General features: G+C 67.0%; 18 protein-coding genes. 8 read left to right on the top strand and 10 right to left on the bottom strand.

Annotated elements, in window-relative coordinates; all coding sequences use genetic code 11:
* Window positions 1-33: 33 nt before the first annotated feature.
* The 5 genes from M5C98_RS09480 to M5C98_RS09460 all read right to left on the bottom strand — a co-directional run bounded on the left by M5C98_RS09480 (window position 34) and on the right by M5C98_RS09460 (window position 7,218).
* Entirely contained in the window at window positions 34-1,185 is a 1,152-nt protein-coding gene (locus tag M5C98_RS09480; protein WP_272552385.1) for a hypothetical protein, read from the bottom strand.
* A gap of 122 nt (window positions 1,186-1,307) precedes the next feature.
* A complete protein-coding gene (locus tag M5C98_RS09475) occupies window positions 1,308-2,156 on the bottom strand; it encodes a hypothetical protein (RefSeq protein ID WP_272552384.1) in 849 nt (282 codons plus the stop codon).
* A 143-nt stretch (window positions 2,157-2,299) separates the two neighbouring features.
* On the bottom strand, window positions 2,300-3,181 hold the full coding sequence (locus tag M5C98_RS09470) for a hypothetical protein (RefSeq protein WP_272552383.1): 882 nt from the start codon (window positions 3,179-3,181) through the stop codon (window positions 2,300-2,302).
* A gap of 255 nt (window positions 3,182-3,436) precedes the next feature.
* Window positions 3,437-4,975, bottom strand: coding sequence for an HlyD family type I secretion periplasmic adaptor subunit (locus tag M5C98_RS09465; RefSeq protein WP_272552381.1), 1,539 nt, complete (start codon window positions 4,973-4,975; stop codon window positions 3,437-3,439).
* Complete coding sequence (locus M5C98_RS09460; protein WP_272552379.1) at window positions 4,972-7,218, bottom strand: type I secretion system permease/ATPase; 2,247 nt, start codon at window positions 7,216-7,218, stop codon at window positions 4,972-4,974. The genes M5C98_RS09465 and M5C98_RS09460 overlap by 4 nt, the downstream gene beginning before the upstream one ends.
* A gap of 215 nt (window positions 7,219-7,433) precedes the next feature.
* Between M5C98_RS09460 and M5C98_RS09455 the strand changes: the two genes are divergently transcribed.
* The 6 genes from M5C98_RS09455 to M5C98_RS09430 all read left to right on the top strand — a co-directional run bounded on the left by M5C98_RS09455 (window position 7,434) and on the right by M5C98_RS09430 (window position 13,585).
* Complete coding sequence (locus M5C98_RS09455) at window positions 7,434-8,444, top strand: BMP family protein (protein ID WP_272552377.1); 1,011 nt, start codon at window positions 7,434-7,436, stop codon at window positions 8,442-8,444.
* Window positions 8,445-8,477: 33 nt separating this feature from the next.
* Window positions 8,478-10,130, top strand: a complete 1,653-nt coding sequence (locus M5C98_RS09450) for an ABC transporter ATP-binding protein (RefSeq protein ID WP_272552376.1) — start codon at window positions 8,478-8,480, stop codon at window positions 10,128-10,130.
* Window positions 10,127-11,188: an ABC transporter permease gene (locus tag M5C98_RS09445; RefSeq protein WP_272552375.1), complete on the top strand. Its 1,062-nt coding sequence runs from the start codon at window positions 10,127-10,129 to the stop codon at window positions 11,186-11,188. Before M5C98_RS09450 ends, M5C98_RS09445 begins: the two co-directional genes overlap by 4 nt.
* Before the next feature lie 109 nt (window positions 11,189-11,297).
* Window positions 11,298-12,221 carry an ABC transporter permease gene (locus M5C98_RS09440; protein ID WP_272552373.1) on the top strand — a complete coding sequence of 308 codons (924 nt, stop codon included), beginning with the start codon at window positions 11,298-11,300 and terminating at the stop codon, window positions 12,219-12,221.
* A gap of 28 nt (window positions 12,222-12,249) precedes the next feature.
* On the top strand, window positions 12,250-12,864 hold the full coding sequence (locus M5C98_RS09435; RefSeq protein ID WP_272552372.1) for a GNAT family N-acetyltransferase: 615 nt from the start codon (window positions 12,250-12,252) through the stop codon (window positions 12,862-12,864).
* A gap of 16 nt (window positions 12,865-12,880) precedes the next feature.
* A complete protein-coding gene (locus M5C98_RS09430; protein ID WP_272552371.1) occupies window positions 12,881-13,585 on the top strand; it encodes an AraC family transcriptional regulator in 705 nt (234 codons plus the stop codon).
* Window positions 13,586-13,660: 75 nt separating this feature from the next.
* On the opposite strand, the gene M5C98_RS09425 is transcribed toward M5C98_RS09430, so the two are convergent.
* Window positions 13,661-14,050, bottom strand: a complete 390-nt coding sequence (locus M5C98_RS09425; protein WP_272552369.1) for a VOC family protein — start codon at window positions 14,048-14,050, stop codon at window positions 13,661-13,663.
* A 231-nt stretch (window positions 14,051-14,281) separates the two neighbouring features.
* Between M5C98_RS09425 and M5C98_RS09420 the strand changes: the two genes are divergently transcribed.
* A complete protein-coding gene (locus tag M5C98_RS09420; protein WP_272552367.1) occupies window positions 14,282-15,556 on the top strand; it encodes an amidohydrolase family protein in 1,275 nt (424 codons plus the stop codon).
* A gap of 52 nt (window positions 15,557-15,608) precedes the next feature.
* Here the strand turns inward: M5C98_RS09420 and M5C98_RS09415 are convergent, their stop codons facing one another.
* Together M5C98_RS09415 and M5C98_RS09410 are read right to left on the bottom strand one after the other, a co-directional pair.
* Window positions 15,609-17,738 (bottom strand): NAD(P)/FAD-dependent oxidoreductase, encoded by a 2,130-nt coding sequence (locus M5C98_RS09415; RefSeq protein WP_272552366.1) that lies wholly within the window; start codon window positions 17,736-17,738, stop codon window positions 15,609-15,611.
* Between the two features lie 81 nt (window positions 17,739-17,819).
* Window positions 17,820-19,355 carry a winged helix-turn-helix domain-containing protein gene (locus M5C98_RS09410; protein WP_272552365.1) on the bottom strand — a complete coding sequence of 512 codons (1,536 nt, stop codon included), beginning with the start codon at window positions 19,353-19,355 and terminating at the stop codon, window positions 17,820-17,822.
* Between the two features lie 114 nt (window positions 19,356-19,469).
* On the opposite strand from M5C98_RS09410, the gene M5C98_RS09405 reads away from it, so the two are divergent.
* A complete protein-coding gene (locus M5C98_RS09405) occupies window positions 19,470-20,018 on the top strand; it encodes a hypothetical protein (protein WP_272552364.1) in 549 nt (182 codons plus the stop codon).
* Between the two features lie 161 nt (window positions 20,019-20,179).
* On the opposite strand, the gene M5C98_RS09400 is transcribed toward M5C98_RS09405, so the two are convergent.
* Both M5C98_RS09400 and M5C98_RS09395 read right to left on the bottom strand, forming a co-directional pair.
* Complete coding sequence (locus tag M5C98_RS09400; RefSeq protein ID WP_272552363.1) at window positions 20,180-20,893, bottom strand: YebC/PmpR family DNA-binding transcriptional regulator; 714 nt, start codon at window positions 20,891-20,893, stop codon at window positions 20,180-20,182.
* Window positions 20,894-21,152: 259 nt separating this feature from the next.
* Window positions 21,153-21,557, bottom strand: coding sequence for a TfoX/Sxy family protein (locus M5C98_RS09395; RefSeq protein WP_272552362.1), 405 nt, complete (start codon window positions 21,555-21,557; stop codon window positions 21,153-21,155).
* Window positions 21,558-21,578 lie beyond the last annotated feature (21 nt).

The following is a 21,578-nucleotide window of genomic DNA, read 5'->3' as shown; positions in this document are numbered from 1 at the left end:
CTTCCTTCCTTGATTTATTGAGTCGAATCGCGCTTACGCCTTAGTAATCATTGCCTTGATTGCTTCTTTTTTGATAGCAAAACGATGATTTCCCGCCTTGGCCCGCTTGCGCTGGCAGGTGCCGCCCTTGGTGTTGACGCCCCGGTACAGGGGCTGGTCCTCGATGCCGATGCGCACGTCCTGCCCGTAGTGCCACTGGCTGTTGGAGACCACGGAAGGACTGGTGTCGCCCACCACGTCGTACTGGTTGGCCAGTTGCCCGCCGTATTGCTTGTCGCCGAAGCCCTGGCCCGCGCCGGCCGCCAGCGAGGCGGAGCGGGTGTGCTGGCCCGCGATCTGCATGGCCAGCCGGTAGTTCAAGTCCAGCCCGGCGATGTCCTGCGCAGGGACGTTCCTGGGATTGGCACTGGCGCCTTCGCCCGTGCCGCCGGCCACCAGGGTGGTGACGCGCACGGCCTCCTTGGCGATGGCGTCGATCTCGCGCAGGGCGGTTTGCAGCATCTGTGCCTGGGGGCCCAACGCGCGCACCTGGCCGCTGACGGGATCGGTGTACTGCGCTTGCAGCCACGTCTGCGCCGAGGCGGCGGTCATGGACCCGCTGGCCAGGCCCTCCCGGATGGTGCGGTAGGTGGCGGCCAGGCCAGTTTCGGTGAAGCGGGCCGCCAGCTCGTCGGTGCTGCCGCGCAGCGTGTTGAAATCCTGCAAGGCCCCGGCCAGGGTGCCGTCCTTCATCTGCCCCACGCCCGCGCCGTTGAAGGTGACCACGCGCTGCGCCTCGCCCGCGTTGAGCAGGTTGAACGCGGTGGCCAGGTGCCCGCCCAGGCTGTAGCCGGTGACGCTGAACGCCTGCCCGCCGCCGAGCTTGGTGGGATCGGCCTTCAGTTCGGCGTACCACGCCTGCATGTCGGCGATCTGGCCCCAGGCGAAGCCGGTGTTCTTGATTTCCAGATCGTTGGTGGCCTTGTTGTCGCGCGCCGCGTCGTCGATGAATTCGGTGGAGCGGAAGGACAGGACGGTTTCTCCGGCCTTGGCGCCGGTCGCGGGGTCATCGCGGACCCTGCGGAACAAGGTGCCGCTAAAGCCGGTCTTGGTGTTGGCGAGCTGATCGACGACCTGCCAGTCGTCGGCGAATTTGTCGGCCTGGGTGGCTACAAAGCGACTGGAGTGACGATTGCCTGCCGTCAAGGCATCCGTGTAAAAAATACCTGAATTTCTCAGTTGATTAGTTGCCTCATCTCGAATGAAAGATTCCGCTGCGATTTGCAAATTGGCATAGGACAGGTATTCAGCGATGGTCGGTGCAGTCATTATTTAGCTCCCTTGGGCTTGAGTGATTTGTTGATGAAACGGAGGGTTTGAGCTGGTTGCACTGTCGAACCGCGTTGAGGTGCGAATTCAGGACAGGCATTGTCTGCAGCGAGTAACCAGGGAGAACGCCCTCCCAGACGGATGCCCTGCGCCCAATCCACCATATAGCCAATTCTTTCGGCCATCACTTCATTGGTTTGCAAGTCAATGACTTTGAGGGAACTGCCGGCGATCCAGTAATCGCGTTCTTCCTTGGTGGAAATGTCGTCGTAGGTCACGCCGTACCGGGGAGTGGGGACTTTAGCAGGGGATTTATTAAGGACATATTTTGTATAGCCCTTCAAATAACTCTTGTCTGTTTGCCAAGGTTCTACGATCGATCCCGTATATCGGTATCTCACGCCGTCTGTCGGATCAATGGCTTCGACGTATTCATAACCGATGGGGTCAGCGGGAGCGTCTACGGGGCGATTGGGGCCAGGTTTTGTGCCATGCTCAAAGCTCCCCTTTAATAACATTGTCATATATCCATCGCCACCGATATCACGACCATAAGGATCGTCCAAGACATATTGATTTTCAAAATTAATCCCTTTAGGCCGAATTTTCATCACAAAAATCCCCTCCACACCCTCCACCGTCCGGTGAATGAACACCCCCGATTTCTTGCACCGCTCGCGGAACATCTCGCCCGCGATGCGCTGGCGTTCCTTCATGGACTGGTTCGCGGCGGCGCTGCCGGGCGCGGCGGCGGGCGCGTAGTTGCTCGCACAGCCGCCCAGGGCCAGCAGCAGGCACAGCAGGCCGGTGCGCAGGGGGTTTGTCGGGATTCGATGGTTCTTCTTCATTGGTGAGCCTGGCCTTTCTGGGGTGTTGCGGGGTGCCTGGTTTCGGTACTTGCTCGGTTTTTTGGGTCAAATCGCCCTGATGCCCTAGTACTTATTGGGCAAGCTGCTACTCTTTCAATAGCAATCCAGTTCCTGTCGGTATCTCACGACTGCGCTCCCACGGCGATGGCCTGATTCCACAAGACGGCCTGGGTCCCCGAAGCGGTTGCCGCAGTCCCCATCGCCGATGGCGCAAAGCCCGCCATGGCCTGCAGCAATTGCTGCGCGCTGCCTTCCAGTGCCAGCGCGAGGGGCTGCTCCAATGCGCCGCTCATCGAGGGCGACCACTCCAGCGGCTTGGTCGTTCCCGCTCCGTCCGTCACATCCGTCAGCAGCATCGGTTTGGTGGACCCGAAGATCGCCAGCGCTTCGCTGTCGGTCGTGTAGGGACGGGTGCTTTCCATGCGGGTTTCGGCCGCCGACCACTCCAGCGGCTTGGTCGTTCCTGCGCCGTCCGTCACATCCGACAGCAGCATCGGTTTGGTGGACCCGAAGATCGCCAGCGCTTCGCTGTCGGTCGTGTAGGGACGGGTGCTTTCCATGCGGGCTTCGGTCGCCGGCCACTCCAGCGGCTTGGTGTGTTCCGCGAGCGCTGGGTCCTGTGCCGCGCCCATCCCCAACCCGTAAGCGTAGGGACGCATGCTCTCCACGCTGGCGAGGGTCTGCGAAGCCACCTCGGTGGCCACCAGTTCACCCAGCACGCCGTTCTGGCCACGCGAATGCAGCGCCTCCAGATTCCATTGCACGGTGTCTGCGGCAGTGGTCGTCGCCTGTGCAATGGAGGCCTGCGTCAGCTGCGCTTCCTGCACGGCGGCAGAGAGTGCGGGCGCGGCGGCGGCGGCGCCTGCAGACGGCACCAGAGCGCTGGCGAGCTCCGCCGCGACGCTGGATTCGACATAGCTTTCCTTCCAGGGCGTCGCTCCCTGGGTGCCCTTGAAGCGCCACGAGACGGCGGGGGCGTTCTGGTTGTTGTTGTTGCTGCTCATCGGGATTCCTTTCGTTTATCAATGGATCTGTCAAAAGCCCACGCCCATCGCATTCGCAGCCGCGGCTGTGCGATGGCTCGCAGGAGGTGTTTCGTCGTGCGGACACGCTGTGTGTGCTGCCTTGCCACGTTGGAAGGTGGCAAGTGGCAAGTGGCAAGTGGCAAGTGGCAAGTGGCGAGTGGCGAGTGGTAAGTGGCAACCGACGGCGGTCCCGTGGGCTGCGCTGATCGCGCCAGGGTGCCGTGAGCGCTACCGTCAGCGTTCCCTCAAGCTCTCGCTGCCCGCCCGCTGGATGGGGCTGAGCAGGTACTCGATGACCCGCCTCTTGCCCGTCTTGATCTCCGCCGTCAGGTTCATCCCCGGCGCCAGCCGGATCGGCTTGCCGTCCACGTCGATGTGGCTCTGGTTCAAGGTGATCAGCGCCGGGAAGATGGCGCCCCGCTTTTCGTCGGTGACGGCGTCCTGCGTCACCTTGTCCACCGTGGCCTTCACGGTGCCGTAGCGCGTGAACGGGAAGGTCTCCAGCTTGATGGCCACCTCCTGCCCTGGCACCACGAAGCCGATGTCCTTGTTTTCCAGCGTCACCTCGGCGCTCACGCCGGCGCTGTCGGGCACGATCACCATCAGCGCCTGGGCTTCGGTGACCACCCCGCCTTCGGTGTGGGCGGCCAGTTGCTGGACGGTTCCGGCAACGGGGGCCGTGAGCGTGGCAAGCCGCTCGCGCTGGGTGGCCTTGGCCAGTTCCTGGCCCGATTGCTGGCGCTTCAAGTCCGCCTGCGCCTGGCGATCGCTCAAGGCGCGGCGGGTTTCGGCCAGGTAGGCGCTGCGGGTCTGTTCGGCCTCGCGCAGCGCGGCCTGGGCTTCTTCCAGCCGGGCCTGCTGGGTGGCCAGGTCCCGCTCCAGTTCGATGCGCTCGCGCGTGCGGTCCTGGTTGGCGTGGCCCGACATGAAGCCTTGGTCGGCCAGGGCCTTGAAGTCCTGCTCGCGCTGGCGCGCGATGGGCACGGTGGCCTCCAGCTTGCCGATCATGGCCCGCACGGTGGCCATCTCCGCCTGGCGGCGCTGGCGCTCGGCGGCCAGCTTGGCCAGGCGCGCGGTGATGTCGCTCCACTCGGCCGCCAGTTGGGCATTGGCCTCGGCCAGGTCCTGGGTCTGCCATTCAGGCGGTACGTCTTTGGTGGTCAAACGTGCCACTTGCCCTAGTGGTCCTTGCCTTGGTTGCTCCAGATTCGATAGCACCTGTTGCAGGACGCGGCTGCGCACCCATTCCGAATCCGCGGAACGCCGCGCTTCATGAAAGCTGGCCTTGTCGGCCCGTGCGGCGGTGGGGTCCAGCTCCAGCAGGGGCTGGCCGGCCTGCACGTGGTCGCCGTCCTTGACCAGGATGCGGCGGATGACGCTGTTCTCCAGTGGCTGCACGAGCTTGGTGCGGTCGCTCACGATGACCCGCCCGGGCGCCACGGCCACGATGTCGATCTTGCCGAAGATGGCCCACAGCAACGCGATCACGAACAGTGCCATCAGCACGAAGGCGATGCGCCGCGGGGCCGGGTGGACCGGCGTTTCCTGCAGGCTCAAAGCGGCGGGCAAAAAGGCCTGCTCGTCCGCCAGGCGCGATGGGCCGGCCAGTTCGGCCCGGTGCGCCCAGGCGGCACGAAAGACGGCGCGGTAGCGGCCCAGCAGTTCGATGACGGGGTGGCGCTGCGTTTGGGGTTTGGCGACGGTGGCACTCGCGGGGGCATTCGCAGCGGTATCCGAAGGCACGGCGGCGCTGGGGATCACGGTGTCCGTCATGCGATCGCCCCTTCGGCAGCGGGAGCGGCCTTGCTGCCGTCCTGCATGCGCCACAGGTGGGCATACAAGCCCTGCTGCCGCTGGATGAGCGCATCGTGCGGCCCGGCCTCGACGATCTTGCCCTTGTCCATGACGATGATGCGGTTCGCATGCCGCACGGCGCTCAGGCGGTGGGCAATGATGAGCACTGTGCGGCCCTTGCAGATGTGCGCCATGTTGCGCTGGATGATGGCCTCGCTCTCGTAGTCCAGCGCGCTGGTGGCTTCGTCCAGGATGAGGATGCGGGGGTTGGTGAACAGGGCCCGCGCAATGGCCACGCGCTGGCGCTGGCCGCCCGACAGGCTGCCGCCCTGCTCGCCCACCAGGGTGTCGTAGCCTTCGGGCAGTTCGCTGATGAAGTCGTGCGCGCCGGCCAGGCGGGCGGCGTGCACCACGGCTTCGATGGGCGCGGCGGGGTCGGCGATGGCGATGTTCTCGCGCACGCTGCGGTTGAACAGCAGGTTCTCTTGCAGCACCACGCCCACCTGGCGGCGCAGTTGGGCGGCATCGATGAGGCTGATGTCGATGCCATCGACCAGGATGCGGCCCTGCTCCGGCACGTACAGGCGCTGCACTAATTTTGTAAGGGTGCTCTTGCCCGAGCCCGAACGGCCCACGATGCCGATGACCTCCCCAGGCCGCACGTCCAGGCTCACACCGCCCAGCACGGGCGCGGCCTCGGGCCGGTAGCGAAAGTGCACGCCGTCCAGGGTGATGCGGCCCTGGATGGGGGGCAACTGCGCGGCGCTGGAGGGCGGCACTTCGGTGCGGGTGTTGAGGATGTCGCCCAGGCGCGCCATGGAGATGCCGGTCTGCTGGAAGTCGGTCCACAGCTGGGCCATGCGCATGATGGGCTGGGCCACGCGCTGCGCGAACATGTTGAAGGCGACGAACTGGCCCACGGTGAGCTGGTTGTCCATGACCAGATGGGCGCCGTACCAGAGCGTGGCGGCATTCACCAGCTTGCCGATCAGGTTGACGCCCTCGTGTGCCCAGGCGGCAATGTTCTGCGTCTTGAAGCTGGCGCTGACGTAGGCGGCCAGCTGGTTGTCCCAGCGGCGGGCGAACGAAGGCTCCAGCGCGCTGGCCTTGACGGTCTGGATGCCGGTGACGGTTTCCACCAGCATGGCCTGGTTCTCGGCACCGCGGGCAAACTTGTGGTCGAGCCGCCGACGCAGCACGGGCACGATGGCCAGGCTCAACCCGAAGTACAGCGGCAGGCTGACCAGCACGATCAACGTGAGCGGCACGCTGTAGAACAGCATCACGGCGATGAAGATGACGGAAAACAGCACGTCCAGCACCACGGTGAGGGCGTTGCCGGTCAGGAAGCTGCGGATGTTCTCCAGTTCCCGCACGCGGGCCACCGAATCGCCCACGCGGCGCGCCTGGAAGTACGACAGCGGCAGCTGCATGAGGTGGCGAAACAGCCGCGCTCCCAGTTCCACGTCGATGCGGTTGGTGGTGTGGCTGAAGACGTAGCCGCGCAGGCCGTTCAGCAGGCTCTCGAACACCACCACCACGACCAGTCCGATGACCAGCACGTCCAGCGTGGTCACGCCATGGTGCACCAGCACCTTGTCCATCACCACCTGAAAGAACAGGGGGCTGATCAGCGCGAAGAGCTGCAGCATGAAAGAGATCAGCAGCACCTCGCCCAGCAGCTTGCGGTGCTTGACGAGGCTGGGGATGAACCACGAGAAGTCGAACTTGGCCAGCTCGCCCGCCAGGCTGGCGCGGCTGGTGATGAGCAGCAGCTCGCCGGTCCACTGCGCGGCGAAGTCTTCCAGGGATTCGATGGTGGGGCGGTTGCCGCCGGTGCCGGCGGATGGGTCTTGCAGCAGCACACGCTGGCCGTTGCATTGCGCCAGGACGATGGCCCGCACTTCGCCGGCCGCGTTGCGCACCATGGCCAGGGCCGGCAAGGGGCTGAGGGCCAGCCGGTCTGGGGTGGTCAGGCTGATCTTGGCTTTCAGGCCGATGTGCTTGGCCGCCCGGACCAGGTCCTGCATCGTGGCGACTTCGCTGGGCTGCAGGCCCATCTGATGCCCCAACGTGGCCGGGTCGGCTGCGACTTGGTGCAGGCGGGCCACGAGGCAGAGTGCTGCAATGCCGGTATCACTCCGACGGTCGATGGAGGGGCCCGTCTCCCGCACTTCCCCTGTTGATCCGCTGGCATCTGCCAGTGCATTTGCTACCACCATCGAACACTCCTGTCTGTCGGAGGCGGCATGCTATTCGACAAAGCCGTGTAAATCTCTTGTATTTTTTGTATGCATTCCATTACAGGGCGTACACACAACACAAAACGAAACAATTTGACTTCGGTGGAAAGTTCAAATAATCGATCCACTCACCGCATCGCACCGGGCATGTGATTTGCTTATTTGCACCGTATTCCTTCCAAGAAAGACGCTCCATGACCTCTCGCCGCCTCTTCACCGGCCGCCTGTTCTGCACCTCCCTGGCCATCTCCGCCACCATCGGCCTGGCGCCCACGCTGGCCTTCGCGCAGGCCAAGCTGAAGGTGGCGGCGATCTACACGGTGCCCTACGAACAGCAATGGGTGAGCCGCATCCACAAGGCGCTCAAGGCGGCGGAAACGCGCGGCGAGATCGAATACAAAAGCAGCGAGAACGTGGCCAATGCCGATTACGAGCGCGTGATGCGCGAGTACGCCACGGGGGGCAACCAGCTGATCTTCGGCGAGGTGTTCGGCGTGGAGGCCGCCGCGCGCAAGGTGGCCAAGGACTTTCCCAAGACGGCGTTCGTGATGGGTTCCTCGGGCAAGCCGCAGGCGCCCAATTTCAGCGTCTTCGACAACTACATCCAGGAGCCGGCCTACCTGTCCGGCATGGTGGCGGGCGGCATGACCCGCACGAACAAGATCGGCATGGTGGGCGGCTTTCCGATTCCGGAGGTCAACCGGCTGATGCATGCCTTCATGGCCGGCGCGAAGGAGGTGAACCCGAAGGCCGAGTTCACCATCACCTTCATCAACAGCTGGTTCGATCCCCCGAAGGCCAAGGAGGCGACCTTCGCCATGATCGACAAGGGCGCGGACGTGCTGTATGCCGAGCGCTTCGGCGTGTCCGACGCCGCCAAGGAAAAGGGCAAGCTGGCCATCGGCAACGTGATCAACACGCAGGCCCAGTACCCGGACACGGTGGTGGCCTCGGCGCTGTGGCACATGGAGCCTAGCGTGGACCGCGCGATCGCGCTGGTCAAGGAAGGCAAATTCGCCGCCGAGGACTACGGCCCCTATTCGATGATGAAGCACAAGGGCTCCGAACTCGCGCCGCTGGGCACGTTCGAGAAGAAGGTGCCAGCCGAGGTCGTGGCCAAGGTGAAGGCCAGGGAGGCCGACATCCTGGCCGGCAAGTTCGCCGTGAAGGTGGACGACAGCCAGCCCAAGTCCACGGCCAAGTGATGCGCGTGCGCTGCGCCGGGCGGAGCATGCCGCGTGGGTGAACCCGCCGCCCGCCCGCCGTCCGCAGACGCCGCGCCGCCCGTGCTGCGCCTTCGCGGCATCACCAAGCGGTTCGGTCCGCTGGTCGCCAACGATGGCATCGACCTGACCCTCGCCCGGGGCGAGGTGCTGGCGCTGCTGGGCGAGAACGGCGCGGGCAAGTCCACGCTGATGTCGATCCTGTTCGGGCACTACCGGGCCGATGCGGGGCACATCGAGGTCTTCGGCCAGCCGCTGCCGCCGGGCCAGCCGCGCGCGTCGCTCGCGGCCGGCATCGGCATGGTGCACCAGCACTTCACGCTGGCCGACAACCTGAGCGTGCTGGACAACGTGATGCTGGGCAGCGAGCCGCTGTGGCAGCCGTTCTCGCGCCGGGCCGCGGCCCGCGCACGGCTGCTGGACGTCTCGGCCCGGTTCGGCCTGCCGGTGGCGCCCGATGCCCGGGTGGGCCGCCTCTCGGTGGGCGAGCGGCAGCGCGTCGAAATCCTGAAAGCGCTGTACCGCGGCGCCCGCATCCTGATCCTGGACGAACCCACGGCGGTGCTCACGCCGCAGGAGAGCGAGGCGCTGTTCCACACCCTGGCCCAGATGGTGGCGCAGGGCCTGTCGATCGTGTTCATCAGCCACAAGCTGGGCGAGGTGCTGCGCGTGTCGCACCGCATCGCCGTGCTGCGGCAGGGCCGGCTGGTGGCCGAAGCACCCGCGCGGGGCACCACGCAGGGCCAGCTCGCGCAGTGGATGGTGGGCCACGCGGTGGAGATGGCGGCGCGCCGCCCGGCCCGCGCGGTGGGTGCGCCGGTGTGCACCCTGGACGACGTGCGCACGCAGGCGTCGGCGCGGTCGGCGCACGACGCGCTGCGGGGCGTGAGCCTCACGCTGCATGCGGGCGAGATCGTGGCCATCGCGGGGGTGTCGGGCAATGGCCAGGTGGCGCTGGCCGATGTGCTATGCGGCGTGCGCAAGCCCACGGGCGGCACCGCCACGCTGCTGGGCGCCCCGCTGGCCGCCCGGCCGACCCGGCTGGTGGCGCAGGGCGTGGCCCGCATTCCCGAAGACCGCCATGCCGTGGGCGTGGTGGGCGATCTGCCGGTGTGGGAGAACGCGGTGTCCGAGCGCCTGTCCAGCCGCTGGTTCTCGCGCGGCGCGTTCGCCGGTTTCTGGATACGGCGCGGCGTGGCGCGCCAGCATGCCCGCCGCGTGGCCGAGACGTTCGACGTGCGCGGCGGCGGGCTGGACGCGCCGGCGCGGTCGCTGTCGGGCGGCAACATGCAAAAACTCATCCTGGGCCGGGCCCTGCTGCCGCCGGGCGACGGAACGCAGCCGGCCCCCCGCCTGATCGTGGCGCACCAGCCCACCTGGGGCCTGGACATCGGCGCGGTGACGTTCGTGCAGCGGCAACTAGTGGCGGCACGCGATGCCGGCGCGGCCGTGCTGCTGATCTCCGACGACCTGGACGAGGTGCTGGCGCTGGGCGACCGCGTGGCCGTGATGCACGCCGGGCGCCTGAGCGACGCCCGCCCCGCCGAGGGCTGGACGCGCGAGGCCATCGGCCTGGCCATGGCCGGGGCAGACCCCGGCGGGGCCCGCGGCAGCGCCGACGCCGCACCGGCCACCGTGGCGCCCGCCCCTGAAAGCGACACCCCATGAGACTGGAAAAACGCGAGCGCACTTCGGCGCTGGCCTATGTGGCGGCCCCGATCGGCGCGGTGGCCTTCACCCTGCTGGTGAGCGCCCTGCTGGTGCTGTGGGCCGGCGCGCCGGTGGGGCGCACCTACGCGCTGCTGGCGCAGGGCGCGTTCGGCTCGGTGTTCGCGCTGACCGAAACCTTGACGCGCGCCACGCCGCTCATCCTGACGGGGCTGTCCGCGGCCGTGGCGTTCCGCGCGCGGCTCTTCAACATTGGCGCGGAGGGCCAGCTGTATGCCGGCGCGATCGCGGCGGTGGCGGTGGGGGGCATGCACGGCGGAACCGGCCTGCAGTGGCCTGTGCCGGTGCTGTTCCCGCTCATGATGCTGGCCGCCGCGCTGGCCGGGGCGGCGCTGCTGCTGGGGCCGGCGCTGATGAAGGCGCGGCTCGGGGTCGATGAGGTGGTGACCACGCTGCTGCTGAACTTCGTGATGCTGCTGCTGGTGTCCGCCCTGCTCGATGGCCCGATGAAAGACCCCCTCGCCCTTGGCTGGCCGCAAAGCGTGGCGCTGCAAGGCGAGCTGGAACTGTCGCGCCTGGTGCCGCAGACGCGGCTGCACACCGGCCTGCTGTGGGCCGTGGGGCTGGCCGTGCTGCTGTGGGCACTGCTCACGCGCACGGTGCCGGGTTTCCAGATCCGCGCCGCGGGGGCGAATGCGCGCGCGGCGGCGTTCGCCGGCGTGCCGATCACGCGCACGGTGGTGCTGGTGGCACTGCTGTCGGGCGGGCTGGCGGGACTGGCGGGCGCCATCGAGGTGGCGGGCCGCACCAGCTACGTGACGCTGGACATGTCGCCGGGCTATGGCTACAGCTGCATCGTGATCGCCATGCTGGCGGGCCTGCACCCGCTGGGCGTGGTGGCCGCGGGCGTCTTCGTGGCGGGGGTGCTGGTGGGGGCGGACAGCATGAGCCGCGCGGTGGGCGTTCCCACCTACATCGCCGACGTGATCGTGGCGGCCTCGCTGATCGCGGTGCTGGTGGCGGGGCTGCTCGCGCAGTACCGGGTGCGCTGGAAGTGATGCGGGAGCATGCCATGACGGGTTTCAAGCCGAATCGCCCCCATGCCCTAGTAATTATTGCCCTCGATGCTATTAAATCAATAGCAAATGCACAAAAGGCGCCGCCCGTATGACCGAGCTGATGGACATCCTGGCCAACCCGGCGTTCTGGATCGCCACGCTGCGGGTGGCCACGCCGCTCATCCTGGGCACGCTGGGCGTGCTGCTGTGCGAGCGCGCAGGCGTGCTGAACCTGGGCATCGAAGGGATCATGGTCGCGGGCGCCTTCACGGGCTGGCTCACGGTGTATGCCGGCCATGGCCTGTGGACCGGCGTGCTGGTGGCCGCACTCACCGGGGCGGCCTTCGGGCTGCTGCACGCTTGGCTGACCGTGGGGCTCGCGCTGTCGCAGCACGTGTCCGGCCTGGGCATCACGCTGCTGGCCACCTCGCTCAGCTACTACGGCTACCGCGTGGGCTTTCCGAAAGTGACCACGCCCCCCACGGTCGAGCCGTTCGCGCCCATGGGCTGGCTGGGCATTCCCATCCTGTCGGCCCAGACGCCGCTCACGCTGCTGGCCCTGCTGCTGGTGCCGCTGCTGGCCTGGGTGCTGCTGCGCACCCCGCTCGGGCTGGCCGTGCGCATGGTGGGCGAGAACCCGCAGGCGGCCGAGGTCCAGGGCATTCCGGTGGCGGCCACGCGCACGGCCTCCATCGTCGCGGGCTCGGCGCTGATGGGCGTGGCGGGGGCGTTTCTCACGCTGTCGGCGTTCAATGCGTTCTTCTTCAACATGGTGAACGGGCGCGGCTGGATCTGCGTGGCGCTGGTGGTGTTCGCTTCGTGGCGACCGGGCAAGGCGCTGCTGGGCGCGCTGCTGTTCGCGTTTTTCGATGCGCTGCAGCTTCGGCTGCAGCAGGCGGGCGATGCGTGGCTGCCGTACCAGGTCTATTTGATGCTGCCCTACCTGCTGTCGATCCTGGCGCTGGTGCTGGTGGCGCGCAAGGCGGCGTATCCGCAGGCGCTGATGAAGCCGTACCGCAAGGGCGAGCGTTAGGGCGCGCCGCTGCGCCTAACATCGGCGCATGCCGACGCTATTGCCCCCGGACACCTTCGTCCCCATCGCCCCGGAGTCGCTGACCACGCCGCGGCTGCGCCTTCGGCCATGGACCGCCGCCGACCGCGCGCCCTTCGCCGCGATGAATGCCGACCCGGCGGTGATGGAGCACTTTCCCGCGCCGCTGGCCCGCGACGCCAGCGATGCCATGGCCGACCGGATCCAGGCGCTGATCGCGCAGCGCGGCTGGGGTTTCTGGGCCGCGGATGGCCTGCTGGGCGACGGCGGCCCGCGCTTCATGGGCTTCGTCGGCCTGCACAGGCCCTCGGCCGAACTGCCTTTCGCTCCGTGCGTGGAGATCGGCTGGCGGCTCGCTCGCCCTTTTTGGGGCCACGGCCTGGCCAGCGAAGCGGCGCGCCTGGCGCTGCGCGTGGGTTTCGAAACGTTGGGCCTGCAGGAGATCGTGTCGTTCACCACCCTGGGCAACCAGCGCTCGCGCGCGGTGATGGAGCGCCTTGGCATGCGCGAAAGCCCCGCCGAAGCGTTCGACCACCCGGCCGTGCCGATGGGCCACCCAGTGCGGCCGCATTGCCTGTACCGGCTCGCCCGCACCGACTGGCAGGCCGGCGCGCATCGCGGCTGAAGGGCCCCGGCCTCCCATGGAACGCCCCCTGCTGCCCGCCTGTCCCACCGCGGTGTGGTTGCCGCCCACGGTGCTGGAACGGTGGCAGCACCAGGGCACCGAAGCCGGCGTGACCTGCGTGCTGCCCGACGGGTGCCGCGACCTCATCGTGCAGATCGACGCGCAGGGTGCCGTGCACTGGATGGTGTCGCCTTTACCGCAGCGGGCCTACGGCGTGCCCGCGAGCGCCGGCGAGGACTGGCTGGGCTTTCGGCTGCATCCCGGCGTGCGGGTGGACGCCGACGCGCTGCTGCCATCGGTGCAGTCCATCGACCTGGCCCGCGATCCGGCCGAGAGCGCCGCCCGCGTGCACGCGGCGCTGGCCGAGTTCACGCGGTGCGACGCGCGCATGCAGGATGCGCTGGCCGCCCTGGCGCAGGCCCCGACCGTGGGGGCCGCCGCGCGGGCGCTGGGCGTTTCGGAACGCACGCTGGAGCGGCTGACCCGCACCGCGACCGGCGAGCCCCCACACTACTGGCGCGCCCTCGCGCGGGTGCGCCGCGCGGCCCAGGCACTGGCGGGCGACGAAGCCCCGCCGCTGGCCGCCATCGCGGCGGACCATGGCTACGCCGACCAGGCGCATTTCGGCCGCGAATGCCTGCACTGGCTGGGACAGACGCCCGCCCGGTTGCGGGCGTCAAAGGACCTGCTGGCCTCGGTGCAGTCCAGCGGCTACGGCTGAACGCTGCCTTGCCACCCGCTGCACCGAGCCACCCGCGTTGAACGACGCGGCCGGCACCGCCGCCATGGCCCGCGGTCAGCTGCTCGCACCCATCGGCGTGCACAGCTCCACCAGAAAGCCGTTGCAGTCGTGCACATAGGCCACCGTCTGGCCCCAGGGCATGGACTCGGGCGCCTGCACCAGGGTGGCGCCGGCCTGGATCGCGCGGTCCACCGCCGCGGCGACATCGGCCGTGGTGAAGGCGACCTCGCATTGCGGCGCGCCCGCCACCGCACGCTGCGGGTTCTTGCCCAGTTGGGCCATCAGCTGGAGCGAAGAGAACGCCAGCGCCGTGGCGCCGGTGTCCATTTCGCCGAAATCGCCCGCCTCGTGCACGAAGCGGCGCGAAAGGCCGAATGCGGCCTCGTAGAAAGCGACGGTGCCGGGCACGTCCTCGACGTAAAGAATGGTGTAGCCGAACTGCATGGGGTCTCCTTCAGGGAAAAACGGGTGGATCGAATGTGCCCGCAGCATAGAGGGCGGTTTGCGCGCGGTCTGGAAGAAATCCGACACGGGCCGGGCAGCGCCAGCTGCATGCGCTTTTCGCATCTGCCAGCGGCCTACACTGGCAGGGCCGCTGGCATCGCAGGCAAGGCTTTTGCATGCCGGCCCGTACTGCCCATTCCCCCCCGCAAACACCCGCCCCGGCCCCACACCATGCTCGACCTGCTCATCCACAACGCCACCCTGCCCGATGGCCGCACGAACGTTTCCGTGGCCGTGCAGGACGGGCGGATTGCCGAAGTGACCGAGGGCCTGCAGGCCCCGGCGCAAGACACCGTCGATGCGGGCGGCCTGCTGCTGAGCCCTCCGTTCGTCGATGCGCACTTCCACATGGATTCAACGCTGAGCTACGGCCAGCCGCGCGTGAACGAGAGCGGCACGCTGCTGGAGGGCATCGCGTTGTGGGGCGAACTGAAACCCCAGCTCACGCACGAGGCCATCGTGGAGCGGGCGATGCACTACTGCGACTGGGCCGTGGCGCGCGGCCTGCTGGCCATCCGCTCGCACGTGGACACCAGCGACCCGCGGCTGCTGCCCGTGCACGCGCTGCTGGACGTGAAGCGCCGCGTGGCGCCCTACCTCGATCTGCAGCTGGTCGCCTTCCCGCAGGACGGCGTTCTGCGCGCCGCGGGCGGCCTCGACAACCTCAAGCGCGCGCTGGACCTGGGCGTGGACGTGGTGGGCGGCATTCCCCATTTCGAACGCACCATGGCGCAGGGTGCGGAGAGCGTGCGCATCCTGTGCGAGCTGGCCGCCAACCTGGGCAAGCGGGTGGACATGCACTGCGACGAGACCGACGATCCGCTCTCGCGCCATGTCGAAACGCTGGCCTTCGAAACCCAGCGCCTGGGCCTGCACGGCCGGGTGACGGGTTCGCACCTCACCTCCATGCACAGCATGGACAACTACTACGTGAGCAAGCTCATCCCCCTCATGGCCGAGGCGCAGCTGGGCGTTGTGGCCAACCCGCTCATCAACATCACCCTGCAGGGCCGCCACGACACCTACCCCAAGCGCCGCGGCATGACCCGCGTGCCCGAGCTGGTGGCCGCGGGCCTGACGGTGGCCTTCGGCCACGACTGCGTGATGGACCCGTGGTACGGCGGCGGCAGCGGCGACATGCTGGAGGCGGCCCACATGGGCCTGCACGTGGGCCAGATGACCAGCCAGCACGCCATGCGCCAGTGCTTCGAGGCGGTGACCACCCAGCCGGCCCGGCTGCTGGGCCTGGAGGGCTACGGCCTGCAGGCCGGCTGCCATGCCGACTTCGTGCTGCTGCATGCGCGCGATCCGGCCGAGGCGATCCGGCTGCGCGCCGCGCGCCTGGGGGTGTGGCGGCGCGGCCGGCGGGTGGCGAGCAGCCCGGCGCCCGTGGCTGCGCTGCATCTGCCCGGCCGGCCCGGCCACGCGGACTTCCTGCACGGCTGAACAGTACACGGGCTGCGCCGCCGCAGCCCGAGTGCCCTGATTGCGCCTTGCCCTATTCGGTGGCGGGCGCCGCGGGGGGCGCGCAAGGGGTGTCCGCGGAAGCCGGATAGCCCACGATGTCCGTCAGCGCCGGATAGCCGCTGATGGCGTGCGACGCGAGCCGCCCGCCCATGGTCGCGCCCTCGGCGCTGCCCACGTTCAGCCCGGTGTAGATCCAGTCGCCCGCCAGCACGAGGTTGCTGAAACCCGACTCCCACGCCTTGAGCCGCGCGGCGGTGCTGCCCGGCGGGCTGATCACGTAGCGCTCGGACGGGTCGATGTTGGCGCGCCAGAACTGCTGGTCGAAGCGCTGCACGCCCAGCCCGGCGTTGGCCGGGTCGTGGTCCTGCAGCAGGCTGAAATCCATGCCCGTCGGATCGCCCGGCGGGGAGACCACGTTGGTCGTGGACTTCGGCAGCAGCGGCCCCATGCACACCTGCAGGTACTGGATGCACTGCGCCTTCACCCGGGCATGGGCCCGTGCGGGGTAGCCGGTGTCGGTCAGGGGCGGCGGCGGCTCGTAGTCGGCCATGGCGCCGGAGAAGTACCACAGCGATTTGGGCATCTGGCTGGCCGGCCAGGACTCCCACTGCAGCAGGTGGGTGAAGTCCACCTGGCCATCCAGCGGGTTCATGTAGGTGGCGCCGATCACCGTGTCGGTGGGGTTCTTGAGGGGAATGTCCCAGCCCAGGTCGGTGGTGCTGCGGTTCAGCCACACCTGCATGGTCTGCGTCTGCACGGTAGGCACTTTCTCGACCATCGCGCGCCACGCGGGGCGTGCGGCCAGCAGCTCCTTGCAAAGATAGGGCACGGCACCCACCGCGATGGCCAGCACCACCTGGTCGAAATCTTCGCCGGCCTTCAGGGTCTTCTGGCCCACGTTCTTCCAGGGCGTCCAGTACGACTCCAGGTCGATGTCCTGCTCGCGCAGCGCATCGCCCTCCACCAGCTGGTCATAGCAGGGACCGGAAGGCCACGACGGCAGGCCCTCGACCGGCACCAGTGGCTCGTAGGGCGCGTCCGGATTCACCAGAGTGGCCTGTACGCCCAGCTCCACAGCGGCCACCGACTCGCCATCTGCCGACAGCGCGAGGTTCTCGACCTTGTGGAAGAACTCGAACTGCACGCCGCGCTGGCGCAGCACCAGGTACAGCGGCGCGATCACCGTCTCGCCCGTGCCTGCCGCGAACAGCCAGGCGAACGCGCCCATGTAGGCATAGCTGCGCAGCGACCAGTGCAGGTAGGCCCCCGCCGCCATGCTGGCGGTGCGGGCCGTGTCGCCCTGCGGGTACTGGTACGAGAGGTTGACCGTGTTGAGCGCGAGCGGGGACGACACGGTCATCACCGAAGCGCCGTGGCGCGCCAGCCAGTCGCTGAAATTCTCGTTGTCGATCACATCGAAGCCGCGCTCGATGATGCGGTCGGCCAGCACGCCGCGCACGATGGCCATCAGGTATTCGAGCAGGATGTACAGGCGCCGCAGGTCGTCGTTCTCGTCGATCAGGCCTTTGAGCCGCGCGTGCAGCCATTCCCACACCTCGTCGAGCGCGGGGTGGCTGGTGCCCAGCTCGGCGTTCTCGTCGAGGATGGCGCTCTGCAGGCGCTCCAGGATGTCCTGGCCGGCGCGCAGTTCCAACTTGTGGATCTCGCTCAGGCCGGGCGTGGCCTCGGGGTCGATCAGGCCCTGCGTGGTCTCGATCAGCCCGCCGATCCATTGGCGGATGGTCTGAAGCGACGAGGAATCGTCCGGGGTCAGCGAATTGGTGGGAACCGTCATGGGCCAGCGCTTGAAGCCGCCGTTCTCGAACTCCCACATCAGCACGAAGCTCTCGGGAATGAAGGCCTGCTCGAACGTGGCGAGCTTGGCGTCCGCCGGGCGGCCCAGCGCCTTGTAGCAGTCGGCCATGATCGGCAGCGCGTTGTAGTAGCTGCCCAGGAACCCGTGGATGCCGTGCTCTTCGATGCGGTTGTTGGGCCCCCGCTTGGTGGCGCACTTGCCGCCGAGCCGCCAGCCCATCTGGTACACCGTGATAGCGTATTTCTCCTGCCAGCCGGGCTGGCTGGTCAGCTCGTAGGCCGCCGTCAGGGCGGCCAGGCCCCCGCCCAGAATGGCGATTTTCTGGGGTGCATTCGCTTCAGACATATCTTTCCCTCTCTCTTTCGGATTGCCGATGGTTTCTTATGGATGGCTTCGTGGCGCGCATCCGGTCACTCACTCACTCAATCACTCGCTCCATCCCGCCTGCCGCAAGCAGTCGGTGTAATGGTTCAGATGCTCATCGTCGCTGAAGGGGTGACCCGCCTTGAGCGCCTGCAGGGAGTACGGGCCGAACTTCTGTGCCTGCCGCAGGGTCTGCTGCCCGTCCTCGGGGCGCCCGGCCGCGACCTGACATGCCGCCAGCAGGTAATGGTTGAAGAACCAGTCCGGGCGTTTGGACAGCGCCTGCAGGGCGAACCCGAGCGCAGCCTGGTAGTCCCGTTCGATGAAGCTCGCCAGCGCCCGCGTGCGGATCCACAGGCTCAGGTGCGGATCGAGCGGGCTGGCCTCGCAGGCCTGCAGCGCGTAGCTCGCGGCCTCCTGCGTGCGCCCGCAAAACGCCAGCAGGCGCCCCAACTCGCCCGCCGCTGCCGCGAACTGCGGATAGATCGACAGGGCATGTTCCTGCTCTGATATCGCCTGCGGAAAATTGCGCGAGAACGAAAGCACGGTGCCCAGCGTGAAATGGGCGAAGGCATCGGTGTCGTCGTGGCTGACGGCCTGCAGGGCATGCCGGTTGGCTTCGGCAATGTCCATGCGGGCGGACTCGGACCACCCGGCCCACACGCGCGACATCAGGATGAACGCGAGCAAGGCGAGGGTCGGCGGATCGTCGGGCTTGCTGTCCAGCGCCTTTTGCGCGAAGTGCTCTGCCTTCTGCATGTGGTCGCGCGTGGAGCGCCAAAAATGCCAGCGCGCGCGCATCAGCAATTCCCAATGCTCGCGGTCACGCGGCGTGGACTGGCTGCTGACCCATTCCTCGCGCCGCAGGTACACCGGCTCGATGGCGCTCACGATGGCCGCCGATATCTCGTCCTGCACCTGAAAGAGGTCGTCCACCGGCCGGTCGAAGCTCTGCGCCCAGATGGTTTCGTTGCGTGGTCCGTCGATCAGCTCGGCGGTCACCCGCAACCGGTTGCCGTTGAACCGGATCAGCCCCGAGACGAGGTAGCGCACGCCCAGTTCGCGGCTGATGGTGCCGTTGGGCGGCAAGGGATGCCGGTAGCTTACCGACGAACTGCGGGCGATCACATACAGCCAGCGCGAGCGCGAAAGCCGGTTGATGATGTCCTCGGCCATCCCATCGGCCAGGTATCCGTCGTCGGCCAAACCGCCCGCCACGCCGAAAGCCAGCACCGCGACCGAGCGGGACGCACTGGACACCATGGGCGGCAAGGGCTCGGGGACGTGCTCGCCGGCAGCCACCGGCGCAACGCGCGCGACGAACCGGTAGCCCTGCCCCGGGATCGTCATGATCAGTTCGGAGCCCAGCAGCTTGCGCAGCGAGGACACATGCACCTGCAGGTTGTTTTCCTCCACCACCATGCCGGGCCAAACCAGATTGAACAGCTCCGATTTGGTCACCAGAGCGCCGGCTTTGTGCACCAGGGCGCAAAGCACGTCGAAAGCGCGCGCCCCCAACAAGACAGGCTTTCCATGGGCCAGCAACTGACGCTCGTGGACCCTGAGGGTGAAATGGGAAAACGTGAATTCAGTGGTCATGGCCCGCAAGTTCTTGTTGCCTGAAAAACCCAGCCTCCCCGGCGGGTCGCCCACTCTACACCAAGATTGTTTCAGAACGCTTCAGATTTTCCCAGGGTGCTTTAAGGGCAATCGATGGGATTAACAAACAAAATCCGTCCACTCATGAAAAGCATTAGGGATGGGGTTATTCAAGGGCTGGCAAAAGCCGCTGAATATGCTTTCAGCATGCGTCATGAGCCATTGCTCAGAAAAATACGCCGTATTTTTCGAAGCGTCTTTCGCAAAGAAACAAGAGAAAGCAAAGAAATGTCCGACTGTAATTGCAATCAAAACAACGTTCAATCCAGCAGCAATAACGCAGAGCATTTGCCGAATTTCGCCGTGGCAGGCTTCGACGGTGACCATACGGCCAACTTCGATGCCATCGCTTCCGCATTCGAAGGGGTGGATGCCGCGCAGATCAAAGCCTGCGTGAGCGCGACCTACGATCCGACGACGAAAAAGCTGTGCTTCAAGCTGCCGATCATCGGCCAGTTTTGCATTACCCTGCCCATCCCCGTGCCATTCGGTGCAGACCTCAAGGTTTGCGCCCAAACTTGCGGCATTATTCCCCGCGGTGCGAAAGTCACCGTTTATCTGAATGGCAATGCCATTTACAGCACGACCGTTGGCAAGTGCTGATCATTCGACCTCTGGAGGACAGCAAGGGTTAATCAAATACCCTTGAAACGGCGCCGATGATTTATTCATCGGCACCCAACCTCCATCCGAAATAGAAAAAGGCCGCGCTGGAACATTCCAGTGCGGCCTTTTTCATCGCATTCGAATGGCTTGTAGCGTCTTTAGCCCGCCAGCGCCACGAACACGTTCTGCACGTCGTCGTTGCCATCGATGGCCGCGAGGAACGATTCGACCTCTTCCATCTGCTCCGGGCTCAGATTGGCCGGGTTCACCGGGTTTTTGGGCCGGTAGCCCATCTTGGCCGCCAGCACCGTGAAGCCCTGCGCGGGCAGCGCGCGGCACACCAGGTCCAGGTCGGTGGGATCGGTCCAGAACGTCGTGTTGCCCTCTTCCTCGCCGGGCTCGAAATCCTGAGCGCCCGCCTCGATGGCAGCCATTTCGGGATCGGCGTCGGCAGACGCCGGCTCGGCTTCGATGATGCCCACATGGTTGAAGTCCCAGGCCACGGAGCCGGACGTGCCCAGTTGGCCCTTGCGAAACAGCACCCGCATTTCCGGCGCCGTGCGGTTCACGTTGTCGGTCAGGCACTCGACCATCACCGCCACCTGGTGCGGGGCGAAGCCTTCGTAGATCACCCGTTCGTAATTGACCGCTTCGCCGGACAGGCCCGCGCCCTTCTTGATGGCGCGCTCCAGGGTGTCCTTGGGCATGGAGACCTTGCGGGCCTGCTCCACCACCAGGCGCAGCCGGGCATTGCCCGCCGGGTCGGCGCCGCCGCGCGCGGCGACCATGATTTCCTTGACCAGCTTGCCGAACAGCTTGCCCTTGGCATCCGCGACCTGTGCCTTGCCCTTTGCTTTCCACTGCGCGCCCATCGTGACGATTCCTTGGTTTGCGGCGCTCCAGGCGTCCGGCTTCGTTGATTGATTCGTTGGGTGGGCCGGGCGACGGCCTGGGGGGAGTTGCCCCCGTGCCCGCAGGCCGCACGGGCGCCCGACCCGGAGGGCATCGGTTATACACCCGCGAACCCGCGCCGCCACGGTCCTTGCGGCTTTTGGGATCAAAAAGAGCCTCTGCCGCCGTATTCAATGTCCTGATAGCTATCAAAAAAATAGCAAAACGCCAGGCTTCGGCTTATCGGGCCTTTTTGTCCGCAGAGGGGGTCCTTGGCCCGGCCCGAGCCGGGGCCGCGCTGGCGGCCGACCGCAAGGCGGCCTCCCACGCCCGGCCGGCCCACTCCACCGCTTCCGCCGGCCCTTCGTACATCTCCGCCGGTGCCTGCCGGTACGACAGGGCCACCGGGCGGCCATTGCGCTCATAGACGAAAGGCTGCAATCCCCGCGCGTCGAACACCGGCGCCGTGATCGCGTCGGCCTTGAGGTAAAGCGCATCGTTCACCACCAGCGCCAGCATGCGGCCATCATGGAAGACGCCCCAGCCGCCGAACATGCGCCGCAGATGGACGGCACCCCAGGGGGCGAACACCCCGGACAGTTCCTGCGCAAACGCGCTCAAGGGAGACGAAGGCGGTTTTCTCATGGGTCGGTGGGGTGGCTGGGG

The sequence above is a fragment of the Acidovorax sp. NCPPB 3576 genome (assembly GCF_028473605.1).
Classification (GTDB): Bacteria; Pseudomonadota; Gammaproteobacteria; order Burkholderiales; family Burkholderiaceae_C; genus Paracidovorax.
This window is presented reverse-complemented; position numbering and strand designations above follow the sequence as displayed.

What these genes read in the sequence shown, in the direction of transcription:
- M5C98_RS09475 (WP_272552384.1), bottom strand. Translation starts at nt 2,156, where the DNA reads ATGAAGAAGAACCATCGAATCCCGACAAACCCCCTGCGCACCGGCCTG.
- M5C98_RS09470 (WP_272552383.1), bottom strand. Translation starts at nt 3,181, where the DNA reads ATGAGCAGCAACAACAACAACCAGAACGCCCCCGCCGTCTCGTGGCGC.
- M5C98_RS09465 (WP_272552381.1), bottom strand. Translation starts at nt 4,975, where the DNA reads ATGACGGACACCGTGATCCCCAGCGCCGCCGTGCCTTCGGATACCGCT.
- M5C98_RS09460 (WP_272552379.1), bottom strand. Translation starts at nt 7,218, where the DNA reads ATGGTGGTAGCAAATGCACTGGCAGATGCCAGCGGATCAACAGGGGAA.
- M5C98_RS09455 (WP_272552377.1), top strand. Translation starts at nt 7,434, where the DNA reads ATGACCTCTCGCCGCCTCTTCACCGGCCGCCTGTTCTGCACCTCCCTG.
- M5C98_RS09445 (WP_272552375.1), top strand. Translation starts at nt 10,127, where the DNA reads ATGAGACTGGAAAAACGCGAGCGCACTTCGGCGCTGGCCTATGTGGCG.
- M5C98_RS09440 (WP_272552373.1), top strand. Translation starts at nt 11,298, where the DNA reads ATGACCGAGCTGATGGACATCCTGGCCAACCCGGCGTTCTGGATCGCC.
- M5C98_RS09435 (WP_272552372.1), top strand. Translation starts at nt 12,250, where the DNA reads ATGCCGACGCTATTGCCCCCGGACACCTTCGTCCCCATCGCCCCGGAG.
- M5C98_RS09430 (WP_272552371.1), top strand. Translation starts at nt 12,881, where the DNA reads ATGGAACGCCCCCTGCTGCCCGCCTGTCCCACCGCGGTGTGGTTGCCG.
- M5C98_RS09425 (WP_272552369.1), bottom strand. Translation starts at nt 14,050, where the DNA reads ATGCAGTTCGGCTACACCATTCTTTACGTCGAGGACGTGCCCGGCACC.
- M5C98_RS09420 (WP_272552367.1), top strand. Translation starts at nt 14,282, where the DNA reads ATGCTCGACCTGCTCATCCACAACGCCACCCTGCCCGATGGCCGCACG.
- M5C98_RS09415 (WP_272552366.1), bottom strand. Translation starts at nt 17,738, where the DNA reads ATGTCTGAAGCGAATGCACCCCAGAAAATCGCCATTCTGGGCGGGGGC.
- M5C98_RS09410 (WP_272552365.1), bottom strand. Translation starts at nt 19,355, where the DNA reads ATGACCACTGAATTCACGTTTTCCCATTTCACCCTCAGGGTCCACGAG.
- M5C98_RS09405 (WP_272552364.1), top strand. Translation starts at nt 19,470, where the DNA reads ATGGGATTAACAAACAAAATCCGTCCACTCATGAAAAGCATTAGGGAT.
- M5C98_RS09400 (WP_272552363.1), bottom strand. Translation starts at nt 20,893, where the DNA reads ATGGGCGCGCAGTGGAAAGCAAAGGGCAAGGCACAGGTCGCGGATGCC.
- M5C98_RS09395 (WP_272552362.1), bottom strand. Translation starts at nt 21,557, where the DNA reads ATGAGAAAACCGCCTTCGTCTCCCTTGAGCGCGTTTGCGCAGGAACTG.